Origin of the sequence: Bacillus sp. AFS001701, assembly GCF_002559405.1 — a bacterium.
GTDB lineage: Bacteria > Bacillota > Bacilli > Bacillales > Bacillaceae_G > Gottfriedia.
The window spans coordinates 1-14,706 of record NZ_NTZO01000561.1 but is presented as its reverse complement, the minus strand read 5'-3'; the positions used below and the strand labels follow the sequence as shown (position 1 = coordinate 14,706).

At 32.7% G+C, this 14,706-nt stretch carries 14 protein-coding genes, 1 pseudogene and 1 riboswitch; of the genes and pseudogenes, 12 read left to right on the top strand and 3 right to left on the bottom strand.

Going from position 1 to position 14,706, the window contains the following annotated elements:
• On the bottom strand, positions 1-1,184 hold a 1,184-nt coding region (locus CN514_RS22895), incomplete at its 3' end, for an HD domain-containing protein (RefSeq protein ID WP_141529497.1).
• A gap of 266 nt (positions 1,185-1,450) precedes the next feature.
• A riboswitch (purine riboswitch) is annotated at positions 1,451-1,552 on the bottom strand.
• Between the two features lie 366 nt (positions 1,553-1,918).
• On the opposite strand from CN514_RS22895, the gene CN514_RS22890 reads away from it, so the two are divergent.
• The 4 genes from CN514_RS22890 to CN514_RS22875 all read left to right on the top strand — a co-directional run bounded on the left by CN514_RS22890 (position 1,919) and on the right by CN514_RS22875 (position 7,219).
• A complete protein-coding gene (locus CN514_RS22890; RefSeq protein ID WP_098234546.1) occupies positions 1,919-3,898 on the top strand; it encodes an acetoacetate--CoA ligase in 1,980 nt (659 codons plus the stop codon).
• A gap of 269 nt (positions 3,899-4,167) precedes the next feature.
• A complete protein-coding gene (locus CN514_RS22885) occupies positions 4,168-5,166 on the top strand; it encodes a DNA/RNA non-specific endonuclease (RefSeq protein ID WP_098234545.1) in 999 nt (332 codons plus the stop codon).
• Positions 5,167-5,803: 637 nt separating this feature from the next.
• Positions 5,804-6,085 (top strand): DUF3892 domain-containing protein, encoded by a 282-nt coding sequence (locus CN514_RS22880; RefSeq protein ID WP_069032911.1) that lies wholly within the window; start codon positions 5,804-5,806, stop codon positions 6,083-6,085.
• Between the two features lie 120 nt (positions 6,086-6,205).
• Positions 6,206-7,219 carry an alpha/beta hydrolase gene (locus tag CN514_RS22875; RefSeq protein ID WP_098234544.1) on the top strand — a complete coding sequence of 338 codons (1,014 nt, stop codon included), beginning with the start codon at positions 6,206-6,208 and terminating at the stop codon, positions 7,217-7,219.
• A 40-nt stretch (positions 7,220-7,259) separates the two neighbouring features.
• Here the strand turns inward: CN514_RS22875 and CN514_RS22870 are convergent, their stop codons facing one another.
• Positions 7,260-8,720 (bottom strand): BglG family transcription antiterminator, encoded by a 1,461-nt coding sequence (locus CN514_RS22870; protein WP_098234543.1) that lies wholly within the window; start codon positions 8,718-8,720, stop codon positions 7,260-7,262.
• 295 nt (positions 8,721-9,015) lie between these two features.
• On the opposite strand from CN514_RS22870, the gene CN514_RS22865 reads away from it, so the two are divergent.
• The 4 genes and pseudogenes from CN514_RS22865 to CN514_RS26945 form a co-directional block, all read left to right on the top strand.
• A complete protein-coding gene (locus CN514_RS22865) occupies positions 9,016-9,648 on the top strand; it encodes a WxL domain-containing protein (protein ID WP_286141802.1) in 633 nt (210 codons plus the stop codon).
• A gap of 143 nt (positions 9,649-9,791) precedes the next feature.
• The gene (locus tag CN514_RS22860) at positions 9,792-9,899 is read left to right on the top strand and encodes a WxL protein host-binding domain-containing protein (protein ID WP_098234542.1); all 108 of its coding nucleotides are present in this window, start codon (positions 9,792-9,794) and stop codon (positions 9,897-9,899) included.
• A 42-nt stretch (positions 9,900-9,941) separates the two neighbouring features.
• On the top strand, positions 9,942-10,085 hold the full coding sequence (locus tag CN514_RS22855; RefSeq protein ID WP_176526041.1) for a GGIII-like transmembrane region-containing protein: 144 nt from the start codon (positions 9,942-9,944) through the stop codon (positions 10,083-10,085).
• A gap of 107 nt (positions 10,086-10,192) precedes the next feature.
• A pseudogene (locus tag CN514_RS26945) lies at positions 10,193-10,345 on the top strand (hypothetical protein); the annotation flags it as partial.
• A 212-nt stretch (positions 10,346-10,557) separates the two neighbouring features.
• Here CN514_RS26945 and CN514_RS22850 read toward each other — a convergent pair.
• On the bottom strand, positions 10,558-10,872 hold the full coding sequence (locus tag CN514_RS22850) for a winged helix-turn-helix transcriptional regulator (protein WP_098234540.1): 315 nt from the start codon (positions 10,870-10,872) through the stop codon (positions 10,558-10,560).
• Positions 10,873-11,049: 177 nt separating this feature from the next.
• Here CN514_RS22850 and CN514_RS22845 point away from each other — a divergent pair, with 177 nt between their 5' ends.
• From CN514_RS22845 to CN514_RS22830, 4 genes are all read left to right on the top strand, one after another.
• On the top strand, positions 11,050-12,144 hold the full coding sequence (locus CN514_RS22845) for an FAD-dependent monooxygenase (protein ID WP_098234539.1): 1,095 nt from the start codon (positions 11,050-11,052) through the stop codon (positions 12,142-12,144).
• A 90-nt stretch (positions 12,145-12,234) separates the two neighbouring features.
• A complete protein-coding gene (locus CN514_RS22840; RefSeq protein WP_098234538.1) occupies positions 12,235-12,996 on the top strand; it encodes a GTP cyclohydrolase II in 762 nt (253 codons plus the stop codon).
• Positions 12,989-14,086: a bifunctional diaminohydroxyphosphoribosylaminopyrimidine deaminase/5-amino-6-(5-phosphoribosylamino)uracil reductase RibD gene (ribD, locus tag CN514_RS22835; RefSeq protein WP_098234537.1), complete on the top strand. Its 1,098-nt coding sequence runs from the start codon at positions 12,989-12,991 to the stop codon at positions 14,084-14,086. Before CN514_RS22840 ends, ribD begins: the two co-directional genes overlap by 8 nt.
• 15 nt (positions 14,087-14,101) lie before the next feature.
• The gene (locus CN514_RS22830; protein ID WP_098234536.1) at positions 14,102-14,668 is read left to right on the top strand and encodes a 5' nucleotidase, NT5C type; all 567 of its coding nucleotides are present in this window, start codon (positions 14,102-14,104) and stop codon (positions 14,666-14,668) included.
• Positions 14,669-14,706: the final 38 nt, after the last annotated feature.

The following is a 14,706-nucleotide window of genomic DNA, read 5'->3' as shown; positions in this document are numbered from 1 at the left end:
TCCATATCATTTAAATGACAAATTACGTCACAAACAAAACGTGAACGTTCAATATGGTTAGAGATATTGATTAATTTATGTAAGACTTCTTTATCTATATTTAGCAAAGAATCCTCACTATTTAAGTTAAAAAGATAATCGTAGGTGAGCTGTATATTATGAGTAATCTTTTTATCTATTTCTCTATTAACTTTTCTTTCTAAGAAACATTTCTTTGTAATTTGATTTAATAGAAAAAGTTTTAGTTCATTTTCTATTGGAAGATTCAATTTACTATACATTGGTTGTGCATAGTTTATCTTGATCACTAATGAATCTATAAAATCATGAATAATAGATTGTAGTGGTTCCGATATGAACTTACGGTAATTTTGTAAAATCTCCCCAAGTATATTATTTTTAATGTCTTCCATAATCTTTGGAATGAAATAAAGTAATTCAGATCTTCTAATTTCAGGGAAAAAAAGCAATGACTCCTCTAGCATTGCGCCTTCAGTAAAATATCTGTTAAGTAATTGAGCAAATCTATTTTCTCCATAAAATAGAATTAAATCCTTTAGATCTGATAGGGCATAAGATAACGTATCTGCGATGTCTACGATTGATTGCTCTATGACATTTTCTTGATATGTCAAAAATAATGGTTCTAAATAGTCTGTCATATACTCGTAATAGCCTTTGATTAAACCGTTATATTCATCTCTTATTAAAGGAATTTTAGTTTTGTATTTCATTAAGGCTGTAAGGGTTCTGTATTTAAAATCATCCGAACTATTAACTAAAATTTTAACGCTCTGTGCATTCGATTCAAATCCACCCATTTGTTTCATCATTTCATCTAGCACTCGTTCACCGGTATGCCCAAATGGTGGATGGCCAATATCATGAGCTAGACTAATAGCCTTTACTAAATCTTTATTTATGGGTGTAATATTATTCTCTCGAAAATAATTGTTAAGATGTTCAACGATTAAGCCTGAAACATGACATACGTCAATAGTATGAGACAAACGATTATGGCAATGCTCTGAGTTGGGAATTAACTGTGTTTTTTTTGCTAATTTTTTTAAATGGGGGGATTCTAAAACTGCATTAAAGTCATGTAAGAACGCAATATTAGCCTCTTGCGTTTGCTTGTGAGATAGTCTTAGGTGGTCAAAAGTATGATACATGGCCTTATACATATCAATAAACCCCTTCTATAAACATTAATTAAAGAAACATTTAAGTGACGTAAAAAAACCAAGATAAAGTAGGACGTATTCTCCACTAAAGAGATAAGTCCTACTTTATCTTGGTTCGCAAAAAAGTTGAAATTATAAAGGTATATAAAGTCCTTCAAATAGGTGAAGAATGCACACTTTTAAATAGTCTAAGATTAATAGAGTATTTAAAGGGATCTATTCAAAGGTAAAGAGTTATCCTTTAATAAATTCAGCTTTTTTTACTAATAAAGTAAAAATTACCTCGTAGTCTAATTCTTAACGGGAATTAGGTAGAGACTCCCAGACCATATCTCTGGGTATATACGAGCTAAAACATTTTTATGGTAAATAGTGGTAAAATTGGAAATAATAACCTGCAGGATTATCAATTAATATATTACATTCAATCAAATTAAATATCAACACTATCTCTATGAGGATATAGTATGAAGTTTTTTGGGTTAATTTCAAATATTAATAGTTAAATATACGGAATTAAACTGTGCTTTCAATTGAACGATGATTCATTTTCGATATTGACAGTAAATTTAGTGTGTAATAGTATAATAGTTAATTTTTAAATATTAAGTATTTTTAGAAAAAAGATTTTACTAATACATAATGGAAAGATTATAAGGATTTTTCAAGGTTTGAGTTATGCGCAGTTACTGTGTCCTTAAAATAAATAGATTGCTAATTTAGGAGGAGTAATAATGAAAGCGATTACTGAAGGTGCTTTATTATGGGAACCAACTAGGCAGCAAATTGAAAATGCTGGAGTTAGCCATTTTATGAACTGGCTCGAAAATGAAAAAAATCTATTTTTCAATACACAAAGTGAGTTATGGAAATGGTCTGTCGATGAATTAGAGTCCTTTTGGGAAAGCGTTTGGAAATATTGTAATGTAATTTCCCATGCACCATACGATCATGTTCTTGAAGAGCGAAAAATGCCGGGCGCAAAATGGTTTACCGGCTCTAAAATTAATTATGCAGAACATGTATTTCGAAATGATAAAGGAGACCAACCTGCATTAATTTTTCAATCGGAAATTACTCCAAAAACAGAAATAAGTTGGAAAGAGCTTAAGGAAAAGACAGGCTTGGTCGCAAATTCTTTAAGAGAATTAGGTGTTAAACCTGGGGATCGGGTTGTAGCATATATGCCTAATATCCCTGAAACAATCATTGCCTTTTTAGCTTGTGCAAGCATTGGAGCGATTTGGTCTAGCTGTTCACCAGACTTTGGAACGAGTAGTGTAATTGACCGATTTAAACAAATCGAACCGACTATTTTATTTGCGGTGGATGGTTATTCTTATAATGGAAAAGTTCAAAATAGGTTATCAAGCGTTGACGAGCTACAGTCTGAATTACCTACATTAAAGAAGACAATTTTAGTGCCATATGTAAATTTTGATGATTCCAAAATGGAAAATGAAACAGTTTTTTGGAATGAATTATTAGTGGGAAGCAGTGAACTTACTTTTGAAAGTGTTCCTTTTGATCATCCCCTATGGATTTTATTTTCTTCGGGGACAACGGGTTTGCCTAAACCAATTGTACAAAGTCAAGGTGGAATATTAGTTGAGCAACTTAAGACATTAGTAGTTGAACAAGGAATAAATCAAGATGATGTCATGTTTTGGTTTACTACTACTGGCTGGATGATGTGGAATCAATTAGTTGGAGGCTTGTTATCTGGCAGTACGATCTTATTGTTTGATGGAAGCCCAACTTATCCTAGTCTACATGTTTTATGGGACCTTGCAGAAGAAGTAGGTGTAACATTCTTTGGTACAAGTGCAGGATTCTTAAGTGTGTGTGAGAAGCACGCAATAAAGCTAAAAGATAGACATAGTTTTTCTAAATTAAAGTCTATTTGTTCAACAGGATCCCCACTATCAGTCGAAGGATTTTCCTGGGTATATGAAAATATAAGAGATGACATCTGGCTTGTTTCAACTAGTGGAGGTACTGATGTTTGCACAGCATTTGTTGGAGGTTCACCGATTCTTCCTGTTTATGCTGGAGAGATTCAAGCTCGTTCATTAGGTGCTCATGTACAATCATTTGATGATGAGGGAAAATCAGTTATTAATGAGGTGGGGGAACTAGTGATTGCTTCTCCTATGCCGTCCATGCCGCTTTATTTCTGGGGTGATTCGAATAATGAGCGTTATCTTGAAAGTTATTTTGAAGTTTATCCAGGTATTTGGAGACATGGAGATTGGATTAAAATTGATGAAAAAGGTAGTTGTGTAATTTATGGGAGATCAGATTCAACAATAAATAGACATGGAGTACGTCTAGGTACAAGCGAAATCTATCGAGTTGTTGAGTCACTTGATGAGATAATGGAAGCTTTAGTAATCGATTTAGAACTACTAGGCCGTCAGTCATTTATGCCATTATTTGTTGTACTTAAACATGGGGTTGTTTTGACAAACGAATTAAAGGAAAAAATAAAAGTAGAAATTAAACACAAGGTTTCACCGCGTTTTGTCCCTAATGAAATTTATGAAGTTGAACAAATTCCAAAAACATTGAGTGGAAAAAAGTTAGAAGTTCCAATACGTAAAATATTATTAGGTTTTTCTCCTGAAAAAGTAGTCAACCAAGGTTCGATGGCTAATCCGGAGTCATTAAAGTTTTTTATCGGATTGGCACAAGCTTTAAATGAACAAATTTGAAATCAATCTAGAACGTTATCTTCATTAGAGATAGCGTTTTTTTATGCTCTATTTAAGTAGATGATGATTTTCTTATTCAACTACCATGGGAGTGCAATAAAAACTTCCATTCACTGTTGTGAATCCGAGGATTCATGGATGGCTAACTGGTAGGAAAGTTGCATAAGGATTCAATATCATCGATAGATATATTCCAACAAAGGATCAAAATGTGTTATCGTTTAAATATGATTTTTCTAGAGTAGAAACATGAGAAAGGTGTGCAGAGTGTGAACAAAAGAATATTTTTGATTTTATTTACTGTGATTTTACTATCAGTATTTGTGGGTTGCGGAAAAATCACTGAACAGACTTCGTCAAATAAAGTGCAATCGAAAGCGAGCACGGCTTCTAAGACTGTTGAAACAAATAAGAGTACATCTGCCGATGACACAGAAAAACCAACGAGTGATAGTGAACCCAACAAAAGTGTTCCGGTATCTAGCACTTCAAAGTCAACAAGTACAACCGACGGATTTGATTACAGCAAATATACCCTAATTGTAGTAAACGGCGGGGATATGTCAGGAGATAGACAGCCGAATGTCAAAGTAGATGTCGGATTTGGAGAACGGGAATATTGGGCATATACAAATGAATACGGTCAGCTAATTCGTGTTGAAGCGAAAAAGATAACACTTCAAAATCCAAATACTGATCATATTTTGTCATCAGGTAGATATTACGCTGATGAAGCAAATGTTCCTGGTACAGAGAGTCCGACCTTGGATAAAGGACATGTGATTGCTGACTCGCTTGGGGGAGTATCAAACGCATATAACATTACACCTCAGAATAGTAATCTTAATAGGCACGGTGATCAAGCTTATATGGAAAAAGTGATTCGAGATGCACGAGGTTGCACTGATTTCGTAGCAGTGATCCAATATCCAAATACTAAGACGCAAATTCCTAACCATTATAAATTCACATACAAAATTCAGGGTAGATCCATTACAGATGAATTTGACAATGTAAACCCAGATGAAGTGAACAAAAATTTAGGGAAAACGACAGATGCAAGCAGTACGTCTAAGAAAACAGACAATGTACCTGCAAACAAAACGAAAAATAGTAATGAAGATGTTAGTAAAGTGGATACCAATCATAACGGAAGTGTTACAATCGCTGAAGCCAAAGCTGCTGGCTTTAAAATGCCAATTACGCGCGATTCATGGCTCTATAAATATATGGATGATCGAGATGGTGATGGCTTAGTAGGCGAATAAAAGGCGTCAATAACAAGCTTTATAAATTCTATTATGCCATTTGCATAAACAAATGATTCACCAAATAATGTATCAAAAAACATTGTTGCCTCATTAAAACAATACCCCTTTAAGTATGCTTAGATATGTCAGCTTTTAATTAAAGGGGTAAATAATGGGGGGGGGGTTAAGCGATTAAGACTTTTCATGGATGTAGATTTATTCTAATCAACGATAGTTAACATTCGTGTTTAATAATTTTGCCTTGTTCAGTCAATTTAACAAGAGCCGCATAACCGGTCCCCTTTTTTACGACAGTCGCCATACCTTCACCAACAAGTATATTTAATGTTTTTAGTTCATCTTTGTTTAATTTTGTTTATCGGTAATAACCATCACCAATCACCAATTTTGTGAATTAATCTGCCTTCTCTTGTCATTCCTAAAACAGTAGTCATATTGTTCCCTTCTTTCGAAAAGTGTTTGGATTAATGATTACATAACTATCGTATAGTTTTAGTGTGAATTTGTCTGTGTATATTTTGTGAAATGTTTAACAAAATTATTTTTAGATTTAATCTTGTAATAATTTGGAAGGATAAACATATTTTCATCTCGCCATACTATTTTTGTGTCTAATAAATGGAGGTGTGTTGGTATGTCGTTTCAAAATCGTGGTATCGGACATCCTGAACATCAAGATGATCCAAATAAATTACATATCGTCGCAGTACGAAAAAATGGCGATGGTGATATTACAGATGTAAAATTTCAAAATGGTGAAATAGTCGGGATTGAGCAAGCCATTGCGATGGCAGAACTTGAACAAATTGAAGATGTGAACACAGGTCTTACTCGTGGAGATAATCCGCATAAAACACTTCGTTCTTATCCTGATGGTGATCCTACAAATAATTTAAGTAATTTACCTACTTTTTAATGTTTATACGCCAAAAAGGTGCACAAGTTCTGTGCACCTTTTTTATTTCCGAGTAATTCATGAGAAAATGGAAAATTTAATATTAAAAGACAAAAAATACCAGTAAAGTAGGGAGCTATTTTGAAAAAAACTTTTTTATTTCTTTCACTAGTGACTTGTTTGTTAATCGGAAATTATTTAGTAGCTTCAAAAAATACTGTGAAAAGTGAAAGTAATTCTTCCCTTATCTATCAAAATGAGAAACCCGACAAGGTCTCGGAAGCTCTTAGAGCATTAAATATGAAAAAAGCAAAAGAAGGAAGAACGGCATCATTAGAGCAAAAACGAATCGAAATTGAAAAACAAATAATCCCAACTCCTTCGAATATTAAAATTAAGGGAGATAATATTGAAGGAACAAAAGTGGAATGGTTAATTCCAGATGGATCTTCAGATGATAAGATTGTTTTTTATGTACACGGCGGAGGTTGGTCCAGAGGTGGGTTAAGATTTTCAAGGAATTTAGGAACAATCCTAGCTAGAGAGACAGGTTACAGGGTACTAACGATACAGTATAGACTTTCACCTGAAAATCCATATCCAGCAGCTTTAACTGATGTTGAAAAAGTTTATAATTATTTAGGAAAAAATTATAGTTCCAATTCTAAAGTTGTTATCGTTGGGGATAGTGCGGGTGGTAATTTAACCTTTGCTTTGTTAAATAAAATAAAAGCTTCAAATGGAAACCATCCAGCAGCTGTTGTAGGGATCTCTCCAGCGACAGACTTAATGAAAGAAAGTCAATTATACACTTCAGATTTTGATAGTATTCATGCAAGTTATCATGGAAATGATATCAATATTGTTGATACATACGTAGGTAATAATAATCGGAAAAATCCTTTAGTCTCACCACTTTATGGTGATTTAAAAGGTTTACCTCCAATGCTGATCCATGTTGGCGCAAGGGAAGAGTTAATCGATGATATTTTAGCTTATGCGGCAAAAGCAAATGCTAATGGCGTAGAGGTTACATGTAAAGTTTGGAGAGGAATGTTTCATGATTTTCAGTTAATGGACAAGGCTTCGAATATTAGTAAACAAGCGAATACTGAGATTGCACAGTTTATTAAACGACACTTGGAGAATAGATAGTCAATATACAAAAAAAGTAAGGTTTATTGCCTTACTTTTTTTATGTCGAGTTTGAATTTAAGAAATTTGAAATTTGATCAATATCTCTTTGCGTAAGAACAGGTTCAATTGTTATGACTGGGTGAATGATTTCGCCTTCAAGCAAGAAATCAGAAATAATAAATTCGATGTTTAGTTCATTTATAATTGTTGATTCAAACTCACCTAATTTAGGAAGAATAAAATCAATTTTATGACCAAAAGCAGTAACCAATTTCGTTTCAATATAACGATGAACTCCTGGCCCATTACTTGTTAATAATAAAACCTTCTTTCTTGATGATGAGAAATTAATTTTAGAAGCTTGAACATTTAATGCAACTTTCGCAATTTTATCTCTAGTAATTTCAGGGTATGAAAATTTTTTCGTCCAGATTTGTAAGGCTTTTGATACATTTTTATATAGGTGTGAATACTGATTTTTAACATAACGGTCCATTGAATAGGATGGTTCTTTTTTATCGATTGAGTATAAAATGAACGAGTATCTTTGGAATTGGTCATGTAATGTGTAAAGAAACTCCTCGTCTTCATCTAACGATATACCTGTTTTTTTCTTTAATAGTTCAACTAAGTGATAGAGTTCCTTAAAATAACTTGTTTTTTGATTTTGATATAAATAAAGAAATTCGTTTTTTTCCATGTTGTCAAAACTATAATATGGAAGAGTTGATATTAATAATGAAAACGCAATACGTTCATTCATAGAAATATGATGTTTATATCGATTTTCTAAATGATTACAAATTTCATTAGCAATTTTAAAATAATTTGATTCTAAAATCTTGTTTATCGATTGCTCAGTTATTTCAAGTTGCATTTTTTTATCGATTCTATATAACATCGTTCCAAGTAGATAGACGTACTTATTGGCAGTAGAAGGATATAGGAATAATTTAAACTTTTCAGTTGTGTCCAGTACAATTTTTTTAATATCTTGAAATGAGAATGCTTCAAGTGGCCATTCTTGATCATCCGAATAAGCGCATAAAGCATCTAGGATATCACCACACAATAGCCGAATTTCAAATTCTCTTCCTACGATTTCGAGCGGGCCACGTTTTAAAGTCAAATGGTAGGCCTCCAATAATTCCTCTACTCGATCAAGAATTGAATAGACAGCAGGTTGCTGTGTAAAAAGCGCGTTTGCTAATTCCGCAATACTTTTAATTTGAGTAAATTGTATTAGCATAATAGCTTGAAATTTCAATGAATTTTTTACGAAAAGTGAACGAATTTGATTAATTGATGAAGAAATTGGTTTATTAATATAAATTCCTTTACCTTTTATTGTTTCAATTTGCCATCCTTTAGGTAGGTGTGTGTTAATTGCCTGTAAATCATTTCGGATTGTTTTTTCAGTACAAAGTAACTCATTTGCTAATTCTTCTGTTTTAAACCATTTATCTTCTTTACTTAAAATATCTATTATTTGTAATTTCCGCTTTGTTGATTTATCCATTCAAAATCTCCATAAATTTTGTCCAATTTATTACTATTATTGCTATTAATGTTACGTCTTAATTCAGTGAAAGTTTATTTCATCTATTGAAAAACACCTTTTCATGCGACTCTTAGAGTTAAATGTGAATTTTTATTGAAGACAGGATATTATTTTTACCTAAATCAAAGTTAAAAAACATCATGGGAATCACTTTACTACAGCGATATATTGACAACGTTGAAACAAAAAAATTTTTTTTAAAGGAGTAAAGTGAAATGAAATTTACAAAAGTCGCGCTTGTTAGAGTAATCGGATGCACTCAACTTTTGCGGAGGTATCATCTGTAGGAAACTCAAAATCATCCATAACGTTTGTTGCTGGAACAGGTCCAGTTACACCTGTTGATCCTACAAATCCAATTGAACCATTAGAACCATCAGGTCCTACTGATCCAACAGACCCGCCAACAGGGAATGCTGGTTCATTAACATTAGATTATGTTTCATCAGTTGATTTCGGAGTAAATGAGATTTCAAATATAACAGAAGTCTATTCTGCTAAATCTAAAAAGCCATTTATTCAAGTGTCAGATCGCCGTGGTACAGGGGCAGGTTGGTCAGTAACTGCTAAAGCAAGTAAATTTACAAATGGAACAGCGGATTCTCTACCTGGTGCAATCATTACATTTAAAAATGGTTCCGCTATTTCATTAAGTACAAGTGGGTCTCCAGTAGCAACTGAAACAATTGCTTTAAATACAGACGGAAGTACAGCTTCACCTGTTGTTTCAGCATCTTCAGGTAATGGTTATGGTACATGGGTAACACGTTGGCTTGGACCAAATCCAGAAGTGAATGATGGGGCATTAAATGATAATGTCACTTTGATGATACCGGCAGCTCAGCAACGATTGGTAATCATGAAGCAACTATTACGTGGACATTAACGGATGCACCGGGTTTATAGTCGTTAATTTGAAAAATAACAATTAATGGAATGGGCTTTATATTATTTTGAACCTATTAGATGAAACTTTATTAAATGTCTTATAGTGAAAATGATATAAAGTCTCTATTCTAAAGGGGGAATATGGCCCCTAATTCAAATTTTGATTACGCAATCGATTTAAATAATAATCCAATTGAGCCCGGAACTTACCGATTAAAGATGAAAGCAATCATCCGAACTCAAGTATAGGAATGGGATGAGCTATTTACAATTGGAAAAGAAGCAACAGATTTGAATAATAAAGCAGTTGAAATAAAAAATAATCATTATTGGTATTATATCGGAGGCGGATTATTCCTTTTAGTAGGGATCATTGGCTTAATTTTTTTCCTAAAAAGAAAGAAGGAAAAAGAACAATCGAATAATCAAGAATGATTTTTAAAAGATTGGATAGTATTGATCAGTTGCCTTAAAAGATTAAAATTAAACATATTAGAAAACACTACTGAACGGACAATTGAAATTGTAAAAAAAACAAACGCTCAGCTGATATCAATTTTGACGGTACAGTTGATGCAAAAGATTTCGCTTATGTAGAAAAGAATTTCTTAATGCAAAATCCAGCTGTAGACGATGCACCGAAACCAGTGAAGAAATCGAAAGGTAAAACACTTGCTGCATTAAAAGCGAGTTAGGAATTCAATAAGCAAGTTTTTAGTAGAGTAAGAAATTTGTAGAATAGTGAATAAAGGCTGTCTCATTAGTCAGAGTACTTTTGAAGCAGCCTTTTTATTGTAATAGAAAAGGGATGTCTCATAGTAAAAATTCCAACAGATGAGACATCCCCTTTATTCGTATTTGAATTCTAAAAAATAATTAAAAGGCGAAGCAAAAACAAAAACCATTTTTAATCGATTGTTGTCCAATCTTGCGACCATTTCATTAATTCCTTAATAACTGGTTCTAAAGCCAGTCCTTTTTCTGTCAAAGAATATTCGATTCGAACTGGAGTTTCTGGGTATACATCTCGTTTTACAATACCTGCTTGTTCTAAATCCTTTAATCTTTCTGAAAGGACACGCCCGCTAATTGGCAAAGTTGATTCGATTGTACAAAATCGTTGTGATCCAGAAAGAAGTTGAAAAATTATAAGAATTACCCAACGTTTACTAATTAACTCTACGCTTTTTTCAAATCGAGGGCATAATAAAGAAAAATCCATTTAAAACCACCTCACCTATATCCATATTATAACTAAATTTGTATTAATAACAAGATTACGATACATAAATTTATTACTTGACGTAAGTTTATTACTAAATTAAACTTACTTACATAAAGTAACTAAATAATTTTTTTAGAAAAATAATAAATGTCTATAAATAGGTGGCAAAACAACATGAATATGAATACAGATGTATGTATTGTAGGTGCAGGACCAGGTGGTGCACTATTAGCATATTTGCTTGCAAAAAATAATATTTCGACCGTTCTTGTGGAACGACATAGTGGAATTGATAAAGAATTTAGGGGAGAGCATCTAAATTCTGAAGGTGAACAAATATTAAAAAAACATCATCTTTATGAAAAAGTTAAAGAATACGGACTACTACTAATGGATCGTGTTGAATATTGGAATCATAATAAAATAATAAAAAGAATTTTTCCACCACAAGGATCAAAACACGTTGGTATTCATGTTCCACAAAATCATTTATTAAATGTTATTTTAAATGAAGCAAATAAATATGAAAATTTAAAGCTTTTGATGGGCACACGTGTGTCTAAATTAATTGAAGATCAAAATGGTCGCTATATTGGTGTTAAAGCAATAAAAAATGGTACTGAAATAACAATCAATAGTTCGATTATAGTTGGTGCCGACGGTCGATTCTCAACGATCCGTAAATTAGCAAATATACACACGGATATTATAAAACATGGATACGATTTACTTTGGGCTAAAGTACCTAGACCTGCAAGTTGGGATCCAACAGTTAGATTAACATTGATAAATAAACAACAATTGGCTTTGTTTACTCAAGCAGGAGGGTTTATTCAAATTGGATGGAATATAGATGAAGGTTCTTTTCCGATCTTAAGAAGTAAATCTTTTAATCCTTTTGTAAATCAGCTCATCGAAGCATTTCCAGAACTGACTGAAACTGTTCAAGAAAATATTAAATCTTGGAACGATTTTGTATTATTAAATGTTCAAAGTAGCCATAGTAAAACGTGGGTAAAAGCCGGCTTAATTATAATGGGTGATGCGGCACACACGATGAGTCCTACTGCTGCGCTTGGTGTAAATATTGCAATGAAAGATGCAGATATTTTATCAGAAATCATTCAAAATGCTATTCGAACCAAAGATACTAGTACAATAGTGTTAAAGAAATTTGAATATGCTAGACGAGGAGAAGTTGAAAGCTTACAAAAGCAACAACTAACCCAGGAAAGTACTTTTAAACATCATTTTGATGTGACTATATAATGCTTTTAAAAATTTAATAATGGACAAGTAAAAAATTCAGAGATATATTATTTCAATATGAAATCGTTTTAGAAAACAGGAGGAAGCCTCATGATCAACGAAAAAGTAGTTTCTTTATTAAAAGAGAAAATTAATGTAATAAAAAATAATGATAAATCAATTTATTTAGTTGGACCAATTAAACTACCAGTAAATTTAGATGGAGAAACAGTCCTTTTTCAATGGTATTGTTGGCTACGTTGTGAGGATATCGAAGGAGATTTTTGTAGCGATGGATCATATAACACTGAAAAAATTATTAGTAAATTAGCTTCATCAAATTTAGCAGAAATGCAACAATCAAGCGTATTAGTTTATGGTGACTTTGAAAATTCAGAGGATGCACTAATTCGAATGCATAGTATTTGTCATACAGGTGATATTTTTGGAAGTAAACGCTGTGATTGTGGATTCCAATTAAAAGAAGCAATGAAAATGATTTCTTCAAATGAATCAGGTGCACTATTTTATCTAGCAAATCATGAAGGAAGAGGAATCGGTTTATTTAGTAAAGCTATGGCATATGTTCTCCAAGAGCAAGGATTTGATACTGTTGAGGCCAATGAAGAGCTTGGTTTTGTAGATGATGCTCGAAACTACGAAGATGCTATTCGTGTATTAAAAACGCTTCGCTCAAAACCGGTTACTTTAATTACAAACAACCCAAGAAAATTGGATGCTCTTCAAAAATCTGGAGCTAATGTATCTGGAAGAATTCAATTATGGGGAGACAAATCAAAGTATAACGAAAAGTATTTAGAGACTAAAATTGTTCGTTCTGGTCATTTTAAAGGAGGACGTACAAGTGAGTAATCATGAATTTTATATGAATTTAGCTATTCAAAATGCCATAGCTACGAAAGGTCAAACCGACCCCAACCCATTAGTAGGATCTGTAATTGTAAATGATAATCGAATTGTTGGTATTGGTGCTCACCTAAAAGCCGGTGAACCTCATGCTGAAATTAATGCGCTTAGAATGGCAGGCGATAAAGCTGAAGGTGGAACAATTTATGTAACGCTTGAGCCATGCTCTCATCATGGACGAACTGGTCCTTGTGCAGAGGCAATTGTACGTGCAGGTTTGAAAAAAGTTGTTGTTGCTACACTCGACCCAAATCCGCTAGTTGCAGGAAGAGGAGTAAAAATTCTTCAAGATGCGGGAATTGAAGTAATCATTGGAGTCTGTGAAAAGCAGTCGATCAAAATGAATGAAGTATTTAACAAATATATTGTTAAAAATATTCCTTTTGTCGTAATGAAATCAGCGTCTACATTAGATGGGAAGATTGCTACCCATTCTTCTGATAGTAAATGGATCACTTCAGCAGAAGCTCGAAATGATGTTCATCAATTAAGAAATGAAATTGGCGCTATATTAGTAGGTGTTAATACAGTATTAAAAGATAATCCAGAATTAACAACTAGAATTCCAAACGGACGTAATCCAGTACGAGTGATTCTAGATTCAACTTTAAAAATTCCTTTAGAATCAAAAGTAGTAACCGATCAGCAAGCTGAAACATGGATATTTACAAGTCAAAAACACTCTGAACAAAAAAGAATTGAATTAGAAAACTTAGGTGTAAAAGTATTTGTTACGAGTAATCTAAGTCGAGTTGATTTAAACGAAATGTTAAAAATTCTAGGTGAACATTCAATCTCTTCTTTATTAGTGGAAGGTGGTGGAGAAGTGAATGCTTCCTTTATGAATCAAAATTTAGTTGATAAAGTGATTGTCTATTTAGCTCCTAAATTAATAGGTGGAAAAAATGCACCTACATTTTTAGAAGGTACTGGGCTTGATAAAATGGGACAAGCGATTGAACTTGAAGAAATCGAGTTAACGAAAATTGGTCCTGATTATAAATTCATAGGCTATCCAAAATATACTACTTCATGAGGAAGGACTTTTAGAATGAAATTCGGATTCGATATAGACGATACTTTAATTGATCTAAGACAGCATGCTTTTCACATTTATAATAAAAAATTAAATAAAAACATTCCTATAGAAGCTTACAATGAATTAAAAACAGTTGAAATTCATGAACCTTTTGGCTTAACGGCAGAAGATGGAAGCAAAATGTGGAAGAGTAATCTAGAAGAGACATATTTTACTACTTGTCCTCCATTTCCATATGCTGTTGAAACATTACAAGAATTAGAAAAACAGGGACACAAAATTTACTATGTGACAGCAAGAAATAAAGAATATGGTGAACGAACAAAAGAATGGTTAGTAAAAAATGGCTTTCCAGTTCATCAAGATCGATTTTATTGTGGAATGAAGGATTCAGAAAAAATTCATATAATAAAAGAATTAGATTTAGATTACTATTTTGATGATAAACCAGAAATATTGAACACACTCTCAGAATTACCTTTAAAAGCATATGTGAAAGACACTTCATATAATCGAGAATGGGACATCCCGCGTATTACATGCTGGTCTGAATTAAAAGAGATTATAGAGAGTAATTAATAAAAAAACACCTGTGAATAGGCTGCACCCCTTAAAGT

Coding starts and splice junctions, on each gene's coding strand:
- CN514_RS22860 (WP_098234542.1), top strand. CDS start 9,792: ATGGCCCCTAATTCAAATTTTGATTACGCAATCGATTTAAATAATAAT.
- CN514_RS22890 (WP_098234546.1), top strand. CDS start 1,919: ATGAAAGCGATTACTGAAGGTGCTTTATTATGGGAACCAACTAGGCAG.
- CN514_RS22865 (WP_286141802.1), top strand. CDS start 9,016: ATGCACTCAACTTTTGCGGAGGTATCATCTGTAGGAAACTCAAAATCA.
- CN514_RS22830 (WP_098234536.1), top strand. CDS start 14,102: ATGAAATTCGGATTCGATATAGACGATACTTTAATTGATCTAAGACAG.
- CN514_RS22840 (WP_098234538.1), top strand. CDS start 12,235: ATGATCAACGAAAAAGTAGTTTCTTTATTAAAAGAGAAAATTAATGTA.
- CN514_RS22870 (WP_098234543.1), bottom strand. CDS start 8,720: ATGGATAAATCAACAAAGCGGAAATTACAAATAATAGATATTTTAAGT.
- CN514_RS22845 (WP_098234539.1), top strand. CDS start 11,050: ATGAATATGAATACAGATGTATGTATTGTAGGTGCAGGACCAGGTGGT.
- CN514_RS22880 (WP_069032911.1), top strand. CDS start 5,804: ATGTCGTTTCAAAATCGTGGTATCGGACATCCTGAACATCAAGATGAT.
- CN514_RS22850 (WP_098234540.1), bottom strand. CDS start 10,872: ATGGATTTTTCTTTATTATGCCCTCGATTTGAAAAAAGCGTAGAGTTA.